The 11,820-nt window shown below is 45.6% G+C and carries 12 protein-coding genes; 5 read left to right on the top strand and 7 right to left on the bottom strand.

The window, feature by feature from the left end:
* Positions 1-7 precede the first annotated feature (7 nt).
* The 6 genes from catD to glvA all read right to left on the bottom strand — a co-directional run bounded on the left by catD (position 8) and on the right by glvA (position 7,990).
* Positions 8-412: a DoxX family oxidoreductase CatD gene (gene catD / locus HC660_RS04515; protein WP_024120620.1), complete on the bottom strand. Its 405-nt coding sequence runs from the start codon at positions 410-412 to the stop codon at positions 8-10.
* Between the two features lie 162 nt (positions 413-574).
* Positions 575-2,389 (bottom strand): ABC transporter ATP-binding protein, encoded by a 1,815-nt coding sequence (locus HC660_RS04510; protein WP_168747227.1) that lies wholly within the window; start codon positions 2,387-2,389, stop codon positions 575-577.
* Entirely contained in the window at positions 2,383-4,104 is a 1,722-nt protein-coding gene (locus HC660_RS04505; protein WP_168747226.1) for an ABC transporter ATP-binding protein, read from the bottom strand. Before HC660_RS04505 ends, HC660_RS04510 begins: the two co-directional genes overlap by 7 nt.
* Positions 4,105-4,209: 105 nt before the next feature.
* The gene (malP, locus tag HC660_RS04500; protein WP_168747225.1) at positions 4,210-5,796 is read right to left on the bottom strand and encodes a PTS maltose transporter subunit IIBC; all 1,587 of its coding nucleotides are present in this window, start codon (positions 5,794-5,796) and stop codon (positions 4,210-4,212) included.
* A 14-nt stretch (positions 5,797-5,810) separates the two neighbouring features.
* On the bottom strand, positions 5,811-6,575 hold the full coding sequence (locus HC660_RS04495) for a MurR/RpiR family transcriptional regulator (RefSeq protein ID WP_010333426.1): 765 nt from the start codon (positions 6,573-6,575) through the stop codon (positions 5,811-5,813).
* A gap of 65 nt (positions 6,576-6,640) precedes the next feature.
* On the bottom strand, positions 6,641-7,990 hold the full coding sequence (gene glvA, locus HC660_RS04490; RefSeq protein ID WP_168747224.1) for a maltose-6'-phosphate glucosidase: 1,350 nt from the start codon (positions 7,988-7,990) through the stop codon (positions 6,641-6,643).
* Positions 7,991-8,323: 333 nt separating this feature from the next.
* Here glvA and HC660_RS04485 point away from each other — a divergent pair, with 333 nt between their 5' ends.
* Genes HC660_RS04485 through HC660_RS04465 form a run of 5 tightly spaced genes read left to right on the top strand, consistent with a single transcriptional unit; the run spans position 8,324 to position 11,585 of the window.
* Positions 8,324-8,638: a WXG100 family type VII secretion target gene (locus HC660_RS04485; RefSeq protein ID WP_010333424.1), complete on the top strand. Its 315-nt coding sequence runs from the start codon at positions 8,324-8,326 to the stop codon at positions 8,636-8,638.
* 5 nt (positions 8,639-8,643) lie between these two features.
* A complete protein-coding gene (locus tag HC660_RS04480) occupies positions 8,644-9,846 on the top strand; it encodes a YfjB-related protein (protein ID WP_168747223.1) in 1,203 nt (400 codons plus the stop codon).
* A gap of 11 nt (positions 9,847-9,857) precedes the next feature.
* A complete protein-coding gene (locus HC660_RS04475; RefSeq protein WP_168747222.1) occupies positions 9,858-10,634 on the top strand; it encodes a YfjC family protein in 777 nt (258 codons plus the stop codon).
* A 13-nt stretch (positions 10,635-10,647) separates the two neighbouring features.
* Positions 10,648-11,205 carry a YfjD family protein gene (locus HC660_RS04470; protein WP_168747221.1) on the top strand — a complete coding sequence of 186 codons (558 nt, stop codon included), beginning with the start codon at positions 10,648-10,650 and terminating at the stop codon, positions 11,203-11,205.
* Positions 11,206-11,255: 50 nt separating this feature from the next.
* Positions 11,256-11,585 carry a YnfA family protein gene (locus tag HC660_RS04465; RefSeq protein ID WP_081720824.1) on the top strand — a complete coding sequence of 110 codons (330 nt, stop codon included), beginning with the start codon at positions 11,256-11,258 and terminating at the stop codon, positions 11,583-11,585.
* Positions 11,586-11,621: 36 nt separating this feature from the next.
* Here HC660_RS04465 and HC660_RS04460 read toward each other — a convergent pair whose 3' ends face one another.
* Positions 11,622-11,801 carry a small acid-soluble spore protein H gene (locus HC660_RS04460; RefSeq protein WP_010333419.1) on the bottom strand — a complete coding sequence of 60 codons (180 nt, stop codon included), beginning with the start codon at positions 11,799-11,801 and terminating at the stop codon, positions 11,622-11,624.
* Positions 11,802-11,820: the final 19 nt, after the last annotated feature.

Here is an 11,820-nt window from a genome sequence, read left to right as displayed (position 1 = left end):
TCTTTTCTTATGCTGATACGTTTTCGTTCTTTTTTGCTTTAAACACGAATGGGTCCAGTGCCAGGAATCTGCTTCCAGTAAGCGCCAGGTGAATGGATGTCAAAAGCAGAAGGTAATCAAATTCTGCATTGCCCATAAATGGCGCTTTCAGCTTCACTGTAATAATGGCTCCGATCAGCGTAAGAGCAAACAGAACACCGACAATACGTGTAGCCAATCCGAAAAAGACGAGTACTCCGCCAACGAGTTCAATCGCTGCGATGACATACGCCATAAAGCTTGGAAGCCCTATGCTGCCGAAAAATTGGATCGTGCCCTCCATTGCCTGAAACTTTGATAAACCGTGAACAAAAAAGATAATACCTGTGATGACTCTTAAAAGTAATGTGCCAATTTCAAATGATTTATTCATTTTTATCCTCCTTGATAAATGTTATCACTTACTTAATGTAAGCTAGTATATATACATAACTTGTTTACGTCAAGTAATTTTGTTACATTTTACGAAATTGAAATGAAAGTACTATAAATCTGTAACAAAAAAGACCTTTGTGCAGGACAAAGGTCTTTTTCATTATTGCTTAAATTGGCTTTCGTATAAGTCACTGTAAAATCCTTTTTGGCGTATCAGCTCATCATGGCTGCCTTTTTCAATCATTTCGCCGTCTTTTAACACAACAATCTGATCCGCTCGTTGAATGGTATTCAGCCTGTGGGCAATGATGACGCTCGTTCTCCCCTCCATTAAGCGGGCAAGCGCTTCTTGGATTTTCACTTCTGTTACGGTATCAATGTTGCTTGTCGCTTCATCCAAAATGAGCAGAACCGGATCGGCCAGCACGGCTCTTGCTATGGAGATCAATTGCTTCTGCCCTTGACTGATGCCCGAGCCGTTTTGTGTCAGCACTGTATCATATCCTTTTGGCATCCGCGCAATAAAGCTGTGTGCATTCGCTGTTTTTGCTGCGGCCTCGACTTCCTGATCGGAGGCATCAAGCCTGCCGTAGCGGATATTTTCTCTGATCGTGCCTTGGAACAAGAACGAATCCTGAAGCACAAACCCCATGTTTTTTCTCAGGCTGGCTCTTGTCAGCTTTTTAATATCAATCCCGTCGATTAAAATGCTCCCCTCATTGGGCTCGTAAAAACGGGCAAGGAGATTGGTTATAGTGGTTTTCCCCGCTCCCGTCGGGCCGACAAAGGCGATTGACTGCCCGGCCGGCACTGTGAATTGGAGGTGTTTCAGCGTCTGATTGTTTTCCTCGTAGCCGAAGGAAACATTTCGGAATTCAATGCTGCCTGTTTGTATCGGCTGATGCAGAGCATTCTTTTCATCCTCCCGCTCCTCTTTTTCATCCAGCACGTCAAACACCCGTTCAGCGCCGGCAATAGCGGACAGCATCGTATTAAACTGATTGGCCAGATCATTTAAAGGGCGTGTGAACTGTCTTGAGTACTCGGCAAAGACAACGATGGTGCCGATGGATATCCAGCCTTTCAGCGCAAACAGTCCGCCGATTGCGGCAATGATTGTAAAGCTTAAATTGTTTAAAGAGTTCATCACTTTCGGGATAAAGCCGGAAATCGTCTGTGCCCAGAAGCCTGAAGTCTTGAGTGCGGCGTTTTTTTCCAGAAATTCAGCTGTGATCTGGTCTTCCCGTGAATACGCTTTGATGACCTTTGCGCCTGAAATGCTTTCTTCAATATATCCGTTCAGCTCGCCAAGGTTTTTTTGCTGTTCTTTAAAGAGTTTCCCCGTACGGTTAGTGATCCATTTCAAACTTACCGCCATTACTGGAATGATCGTCAGCGTAATCACCGTCAGCAGCGGACTCATATACAGCATGACGGCAATCGTTCCGACGAAGGTAATGACGCTCGACAGAATTTGAATCACTGACGTATTTAAAGTGGAGCTGACATTTTCGATGTCATTGGTCACCCGGCTCATCAGCTCTCCATGCCGCTGTTTATCAAAAAACGGGATCGGCAGCTCATGCAGATGGGTGAACAGCTCGCTTCGCATTCTAAAGACTGTGCCTTGCGAAATCGTGATCATCCAATAGTTTTGAAACCAGAGTGACAAAGATTGAATGAGATATATGCCAAGCAGAATGAGCAGAACGGGAATAAGCCCGCTGACCGTCTGGCCGACGATGAAATGATCGATGGCCTTTCCGATCACAAAGGGGCCGAGGAGGCCGAATATCGCGCTGATTACGACCATCAGCATTACGAGTATGAGTAGCCCTTTGCGTTCTGCCAGGTATGACCAGATTCGCCTCAGGGTGCCTTTTGTATCCTTTGCTTTCGCTCTTTTTTTGGCGCGTTCCTTTTTATCGATTGGGATTTTGGGATATTGGAAAGGCTTGCGGATGTCTTTCAGCATGACTCGCTCCCCTCCCTTCCGAATTGCGACTCGTAAATGCGCTTGTATAAATGTGATTCAGAAAGCAGCTCGCTGTGTGTGCCTTTTTCTATCAGCTCGCCATCCTCCATCAGCAAGATTTCATCAGCTTTCATGGCCGTTGTTATTTTTTGTGTAATGATTAAGGTTGTGCACTCATATGTGCTGATGGCCTCAAGCAGATTCGCTTCCGTTTGCAGGTCAAGCGCGCTTGTGCTGTCATCCAAAAGAAGGATGGATGGTTTTCTGATCAGTGCCCTTGCAATAGAAATCCGCTGCTTTTGGCCGCCGGACAAATTGACGCCTCTTTGTCCCAAGACGGTATCATATCCCTTCGGAAGCTTCATAATCGTTTCATGGATTTGCGCGTGTTTGGCCGCTTCCATTATTTCATCAAGTGAAGCATGTTCTTTGCCCCAAGCAATATTTTCTTTGATCGTGCCTGAGAACAAGAGCACTTCCTGGGGCACAAATCCGATTTGCTTGCGAAGGCCCTCCGCCGGAAAGTCATCAATAGGCTTTTCATCTATGTAAATGCTGCCCGAATCCGGCTGATAAAGCCGCGGGATGAGCTGAAAAAGCGTTGATTTTCCTGATCCTGTCGCCCCGAGAATCGCGATCGTTTCTTTCGGCTTTGCGGAAAATGTGACATGCCGCAGCGCTTCTCTGTCCATATCCGGATATCGGAAGGACACATCCTGAAAGTCAATTCGGCCTGACAAGCGATCTGAGAGTAATCCTCCCTCCTGCTCGTCACCTTCTGTTTCAAGCACTTCGCCGATTCTGTCGCCTGAGGCTTTTGCCCGGGTAAAAATCATAATCAAAAACGGGAACATAGAAAGCGCACCCGTAATTCGTGTCGCATAGTTAATAACAGCGACGACATCGCCGACCTGAGTGCCTCCGCTTGTAATGCTGTGAGCTCCCGCCCATAAAATAAACAGAATGCAGAGGTTCATCAGCAGCATCAGCACAGGCATTGTAAATTCTACAAGCTGAAATGCCGAGACCGTTTTTTGCATCAGCATCGTGTTTGCTTTGATAAATCTCTTGACCTCATGGCTTCCGCGCAGCAGCGCTTTAATCAGCTTGATCGCAGTTAAATTTTCCTGCATGATCGTATTCACTTGATCCAGCCGTTTCTGCACAGATCTAAACAGCGCTCCACCTTTTTTCAGTACCCAAAGCAAAAACAAAATCAGGATCGGAATCGTCACAAGAAGAAAAAAGCCGAGCTTCACATTAACAGCGAGTGACAGCACAATGCCGCCCACAATCATTAACGGCGCACGCAGCATAAACCTCAGGCTCATAAAAATCAGGTTTTGCACCTGTGTTACATCGTTTGTGAGCCTTGTCATATAGGATGAGGATGAAAACTGTCCAAATGTTGAATAAGAGAAGGACTGGATTTTTTGAAAAAGCCCTTTTCTCGTATCGTAGGAAAAGCTTTGGCTGACATGGGCAGCGTAAAAGGAATTCAGCATACCCGCCGCAAATGATAAAATGGTCAGTCCGATCATGACCGCACCCCATACCCAAACGTGCTGCATGTCTTGCTTCAAAATCCCATCGTCGATGATTTTTGCAATCAATAGAGGCTGTACCAGTTCAACCGCGAGTTCCGTCAGCATGAGAATCAGCGCAATTCCCACCAGAAGTGAGTATGGTTTTAAATATGATAAAGCCTTTGACATGTAAAAGCCTCCAAATCCCTTTATAATCGATTGTCTCTATCTTTACTTTACTATGATGGTCTTTTTGACGGCAAACGAAAACCCTCCTATAAAGGAGGGTCTGCTTTATTGATCTAATAGTTTTTCCACACGCTCCCGCATTTGCGGCACACTCAATCCAATAATCACCTGAAACGCTTTCCCGTTTCTGACGACGCCGTGTGCGCCAAGCGCGCGGAAGACGCTGTCGGGTTCGACCTTTTTTTCATCCTTGACGCTGACTCTGAGGCGCGTGGCGCAGTTTGTGACCTCGGCGATGTTGTCTTTTCCGCCTAACGCTTCGATGTACAATGCAGCGGTTTCATCTGCCGTTTCCGCAGCAGAGGCGGTTTCATCCTTTTTGTTTTTTCTTTCTCTGTATTCCTGTTTTGAATACAGCTTTGTTTCCTGCTGATCGTCAATTTCCCGTCCCGGTGTGGCAATATTGAATTTAAGGATCAGAAATCGGAAGACGAAAAAATAAATAGCAGTAAATGAGAGTCCAATCAGAACTTGATACACATACGTCATACCGTGGCTGCCAAAGAGCGGAATCCAGTTCAGGGTAACCGCCTCGATTAACCCGCCCCCCATGTTTCCGACAACACCGGCCATATACATGACCGTCGACATTGTCGCGGCGAGTACGGCGTGAACCGCAAATAGGAAAGGAGAGATGAATAAGAAAGTAAACTCAATCGGCTCTGTAATGCCGGCGACGATCGCCGTAAGTGTGACAGGAATCAGCAGGCCGGCGACGAGTTTTTTCTTTTCCTTTTTGGCTGTGACATAAAACGCGAGCGCAATCCCCGGAATGCCGAAGATTTTCGAATTGCCGTGAAGCGCGAATCCGCCTTGCGGGAACAGCTCCTTCAGCGGTTTGGCGCTTTGTGAATATTCACCGAGGTGCTGCGCCCAGTACGTGACAATCCCGCCTTCCGCCACAGCCGGACCGTAGATGAACGGCGTGTAAATAAAATGATGAAGGCCGGTCGGGATCAAAATCCGTTCCAGGAACGTGTAAACCCATACACCTGCTGCCCCCGAGGCAACAAGGAAGCTTTGAAGCGAGCCAATTCCCGTTTGGACCATCGGCCAGATAAAAGACACGGCCAGAGCGACCGGAATCATAATAAAGAAGGAAATCATGACGATATACGTGGAGCCTTGAAAGATGCCGAGAAAATCAGGCAGTTTTTTATCAAAATAGCGGTTATGCAAAAATACAACAATGGAAGAAATAAAGATTGCCCCAATAATGTTGGTATCAAGCGTTTTAATGCCGGCAATCATCGTTAATCCGCTCGTTCCGCCGACCTCTTGGTTCATGTCGACGCCGAATGCTCCTCCCCATACCGTCAGGATCGAGCTGACAAAGTAGTTGAACGTCAAGTAAACCGTAAGCGCTTCCAAACAAGCGCGCGCCTGAGCTTTTTTCGCCAAAGCGACTGGAATGCCGATGGCGAATAAGAGCGGCATTTGATTAAATACGGTCCAGCCGCCCTGCTCAATGATATACCAGCACTGGTACCAAAACCCGTCAGGATCGGCGAGCGGCCCCATCAGGGTTTCGTTTTTGAAAAGTGTGCTGACACCGACAATAATGCCGGCGAACGCGAATAATAGAACAGGCACAAACATCGCGCTTCCAAAGCGCTGGACTTTTTGCATCATACCAAAACCCCCTGCTACTCAATGTCGTTTTTTTCAGCTTCTTTGTAATCAACATATGCGCGGAATAATGCTTCGCCAACGAGAAAAAACGGCGCAAAAGCGACAATTTCTTTTTTATCGCTCAATGTCACGGCCTTGCTTGTCGCATAAAGATTATGCGGTGTCAGTTGGGCGAGGACATTGTTTTTCAGATTCGTAATGGAAATAAAGGGAACACCCTTTGCGGAAAGCATTCTTGCCTGCGGGATCAGCTCAGGTGTTTCTCCGGACAGCGAAATGATGATAAACAGGTCATTCACCTTAAAATCATCCTGCATCTGGTCAAATTCATTTCTGCCCTCAATTAAAATCAGATACTTATTGAGAGGGATAAACATTCTTTGCAGATCATGGGCGCATATCTTTTGCGCCGTTCCGGACCCGTACACGAACATGCGGTCCGCTTCATCAATCAGCTGGCACATGTCCGTCATGTCCTTTGTCCTTAAAAATTTCAGGTTTGCTTCAATGTCATCCAGCAGCTTTTGAAAACTCATACTCTCGCCTTCTTCCGACTGATCTTCCCACTTCAAAAAAACGCGAAATTCACTGTAGCCGCTGAAACCAAGCTTTTGGGCAAGACGCAAAATCGAGGAACGCGATACACTGCACGCTTTCGCAAGGGCATCGATTCCAAGACGATAGCACGTGTTCTTGTGATTCAATATATATTTCAAAATATGAAAATCATTGTCATTTAATTTACTGTAATGCTGATTAATCAGTTCTTCGAGCTGCATATCAGATCCCCCCATTTTCTTTCTATTATATACAATATAGATTTCGAAAATGGGGGATTTTTCAGTTAGGAGATGCGGCTAGGGCTTTGATCAAGCTCAGGCCAGAAATCTTTATTGGCTTCCATTAAATCTTCGAGAATGAGCCTTGCCACACGGGCGTTCGGCACTGTTTTTGAGAGAATGAGCGCCTGCCATAGTTTTTGGAAGGATTTTTCCGTCCACGCCTCAACTGTCAATTTCTCAACTGATACCTGCTGCTCCATCAGTCCTTTTTGGAACTGCGGAATGTTTCCGACTGTGATCGGTTCAGGCCCGTTTGAGCCGACGATACACGGCACCTCTACCATCGCTGTCGGGTCAAAGTTTGCGATTGCGCCGTTATTTTCAACGATTAAAAGCATTCTTTCACCTGTATTGTAGGCAATGGCACGAGCCAGATCGACGATATATGACGCGTGATCGTCTATTTTGATGTCGCTGTTTTTAGAGGATTGCTCGCGTGCAATCATATCGCATTGGCTGAAAATAAAGGCTTCGCGTCCTTCCATAACTTCGTTTGCCCGCGTATGGTTCGGATTTGATTTTTTCACCATGTCATCCGGGAACAGATAATATTGTAAATACGTATTCGGCAATGTGTCTGGATCGGCGGCCTGCACGTCACGCGCTTTTGCGAACGTGTCATTCCAGCTCGCCTCCACCGCTTCGGACTCTGCGTTCGGAATATACCCGTACTGAGACACATGTTCCTTCAGCTTCGGCATTAAATCATTGCCCTCTTGATCCTGAATGGATGTCCACCAGCCGAAATGATTTAACCCGTAATACCGGACCTTCATTTCTTTTCTTGAGGACAGGCCGAGAATTTGCGCCATACGGTCTTCGATACCGACCGGCATATCACAGATGTTGAGGATTTTTGAGTTCGGTCTGAGGCGTCTCGTTGCTTCCGCCACAATCGCCGCTGGGTTGGAGTAATTCAGCATCCACGCATCTGGCGAGTATGTTTCCATGTAATCTAATATTTCAAGCACGCCGCCAATTGAACGCATACCGTATGCGATACCGCCCGGCCCGCACGTCTCCTGGCCCACAACTCCGTACTTCAGCGGAATTTGCTCATCAAGCGCGCGCATCGCGTATTTCCCTACCCTGATGTGTGCCATGACAAAATCAACGTCTGTAAAAGCTTCTTCCGGATCAGTCGTCGCTGTAAATTCAATTTCCGGTGCTTTTTCTCTGATAAAAACGTCACAGGCCCCCGCAATCCGCTCCTGTCTTTCCTTATCATTGTCATACAGCTTCAGCTTTCTGATCGGAAACTCCTCCAAATGATCCAAGAGCATCAGAACAATCCCGGGAGTAAATGTGCTCCCTCCGCCCGCTATTACGATTGAGAATGATTTTTTCTTCATATGACGACCTCCTTGATAACGTTTACATTTTATTTATACCATGTGACAGCTTGTCTCGTAATGCTTTTGGCGCACTTAGGTCATTTGATCAGTTTTAGTTTTTTTTCCCATAGAGCGGGAAATTTCTCACTTGCTATCATGTAAGAAATTTGATTTTTTTACCTTTTTTGCACTCTCAAAGTCTCATCATCTGTGAAATTTGAGTGAATATACGCCCTTCCAGTTCTTATGAAAAGGTTCTTTTGTACGATTCGGATACATGCCGAATTATTTATAATCATTTATATAAAACATCCATTTGTGCGTTAATTTAGGAAAGGCAGGGGACAAAAGTTGGACTCACATAAAGTCATCGAGCTTGCAAATCAGTACAGTGCAGCCGCAGAAGAGGTCAGAAGCTCAAAAATGCTCCTTGACTCCCGGTTATCTGCATTGGGCGATGCGTGGCAGGGAAAAGCAAGAGACACATTTGACCAGGATTTTGAGGAAACAAGAGCTGCCTACGACCAGTTCGAACAGGAGCTGCTTGAAACAAGCCAGGAACTTAAGGCAGCTGCCGTAAAAATAGAAGAACGAAAAGCTGAGATTGCCAGAATGGAAGAATTAGAAAGAAAAGCAAGAGAGGAAAGACATAAACTCGAGAGGTGAATAGCGTGTCAGGAAACATTGCAGTTGATCCGGATAAGCTTGAACAGCTGGCAAATGATGTGGTCACAGAATTAACTGATATGGAAAACAAATATAAGGATTTGCATGGGGAGCTGGGACAGCTGATTTTAAAATGCGATCCCCGCTACAGCAGCTGTTTTTCGGGGGTCGGGGATGCTTGGAGCTCAGGAAAAGCGCTCGTCAGCAAGCTGAGTGACAATGAGATATTCATCAGAAAAACGAGCGACAAATTTGTTGAGCAAGACAATATTTTACGAAAGCTTTATAACGCTTATGACAAATATGGAACGATGACAAGCTTAACCGCCCTTATGCTGACCCAGGGAAAATACTACGGATTAGGGCTTACAAAGTTTGTGAAACAGCCAAGCGGCTTACATACTGCACGCCATTCAAACATTCTATTAGACATTTCAAGAGCAGTAGACAGCTCCCGTTATCAAAAAGCAGCCAGAGTGCTTTTGAACCCAAAATATCTGTTTAAAAAGACAAACCGACCATTTTCTGATCTGGTACATAAAAAGTTTACAAAGTACTTTCCGCAAGACACAGTGGATTTTTCAAACAGCGTAAGGAGCTATACAAGAGGATTTGTTAATGAAGCCGGCGTACGCTCAACGTTGAAGGATGTCGGAAAAACAGGCTTGAAATTCGCAAAAGGAAATGCCATTACAGCGACACTCATAACCGGAGCGACAGAAACGTTTGGAGCAGGGTTAAAGATCGCAGAAAACTACTCGAAATACGCAGACAAACCCGAAGTGCTCAAAAGGGAAAATGCAAAAGCTGTTGGCAATGCAGTGAATAACACGATTTTTATCGCTGGCGGGGCAACGGCAGGCGCAGTCGTCGGCGGTGCCGTCGGAAGTGTGTTAGGCCCTGTTGGCACAGTCATCGGCGGTACGATTGGTTCCGCTGTAGGCGGTTTTGTTGGGGAGAAAATTGCCAAATTCACATCAGGTTTCGCTGAAAAAGCAGCCATAAAGCTAAAAGAACCGATTCATGCTGCCGTTGATACAGCCAAGCAAGGCTTGGAAGCTGCCGGCAAGGTCGTAGAATCAGTGAATGACGGCATAGATGCGGCCAATAAAACAATTCATAAAGGAATGGAGAAAGCAAAGAAAACGGCGGACTCGCTTATACACGGCGCAACCCATTTCCTTAAAGGCAAACTTTCATTCGGATAGGAGAATAAATCATGAATCAGTTTACGATCAGCTTAGAAGAGCTCATATTTTGTTTTTACAGCGAAGGCTTTTTTGAACAGGGCATGTCACTGAAGCAAGCCTATTTCCCTGAAATTGAAGATGAGCAGCTCGGTTTCTTATTTGAAGCAGCCTGCCGTTCGCTTTTGGCGAAGGATGCTGTTGAATACCGGAATCATCAATACAGGTTAAAAGACGAGTACTGCCCGTTTATCCACGTATTAAATGACGCGGACTATACAGTAAAGCTTTCCAAGTTTGACGAACAAGGCAGTGAACGGAATGTTTCCTGCCACGTTTCTAAATTTGGCACCTACTCCCATGAGCTTCTTTTTGATGAGCAAGTACATAGCATAAAAAAAATGGAATCAAATGACGGATTGCTTACAAAAGCAGCTGAGTTTTTAAATATAATAGATACCGAGGATAAAAGCGAATCTATCCTGGCTTTGACATCAAATGAATTTGAATTACTTCTGGAAGGTGCTTCCGAGACTCCCTCCTATCTGAAGGAATTCCTTGGAAAGCATGACTATCAGGAGGACATTACCCGGTTTATAAATGATTTGGCTTTGCGTAAAGGAAAGCTGGATACACTGATGCGCCTGTCTTACGATAAAGATAACGCGCCGGAAGTGGATGACATGGCTTTTATCCTGCCCGGTACCCGCCATACTTGGCTTGTCACGGGTATCACGCAAAATGAATTTTCTGTCATAACAGCAAGTGTAGATATAATAAAAGATATGCTTTTTGTTAAAGAGCGATAAAGGAGAAAAACAATTGAAGAACAATGAAGTCATTAAAGTGAAAAGCAGAATGTTTTTCAGAATCTGGCTGTTTCTTGCAACTGGAGGCGCCGTGATTGCAGGTGTGTGGCTGGTGTCAGAAGCCATTACGTTCGAATCCAAATACGCTCTGCTTTATTTAGGTGGCGGATTGATGGCAATTGTCTATGGCTTGATCACATTTTCTATGGTTTTACCAGCGTTCACAAGCCGAGGAAATGTTATTTTTCGTATCAAACAAGGGCCTGATGGGAAGATTTTCACAAAAAAACGCAGCGTGCCATTTGCTGAAATCAAGCGCATTTATATGGGGCGCCATCAATACAGTTTGAAAGGGATTTTCTTTGAGGATATTATCATTGAGAAGAATGACGGCAAGATCGTTCGCATTCCGACTTGGAACATCATAGCTAATCCATTATTTTTCGAAGCGGTTGAACGCTATATGCTGCCCCATATGACGGAAGAGGCGAAAAACAATTGGATCAGCCAATTTACGGAGATTCAGCGCAGTGTGTATTTGAAGGAATTTGAAGAGAATCCGAAGCTTTAACGCGTCTCGCTCCTTTATAATGAAATACAACTGCAGTTTGAGGGGTGCGCGTGATGCTGATGACCATTCTTTTATTTCTAGCGGCGGGGCTTGCTGAAATTGGCGGGGGCTATTTGATTTGGCTGTGGCTGAGAGAAGCGAAGCCCGTCGGCTATGGGGTAGCCGGGGCGCTGATCTTGATTGTGTACGGCATTCTCCCGACGTTTCAATCCTTCCCTTCCTTCGGCCGTGTATACGCCGCTTATGGAGGGGTGTTCATCGTACTAGCTGTCTTTTGGGGGTGGCTTGTCGATCGAAAAACTCCAGATCTGTATGACTGGATCGGCGCACTGATTTGTCTGATTGGCGTTTGTGTGATTCTATTTGCGCCGCGAGCATAACAAAATGGCCTGCTTATGAAAGCGGGCCATTTTTGTTTAATCCTCTTTTAAATTGTTCAGCAGCACTTCATGCTCCTGCTGCGGTTCATCCAGCGGATAAATTCTTGCTGTTCCGGTTTCTTCATTCACATGCTGAATGTAAATCGGCACTCCGTTGTATGTTACTTTCTTCATATCCGGTGATTCCACGATTTCTTTTGCTCTCTGTATATTCATCTCAACACCCTCCTTCACA

The organism is Bacillus mojavensis (assembly GCF_012648005.1).
GTDB lineage: Bacteria > Bacillota > Bacilli > Bacillales > Bacillaceae > Bacillus > Bacillus mojavensis.
This window is presented reverse-complemented; position numbering and strand designations above follow the sequence as displayed.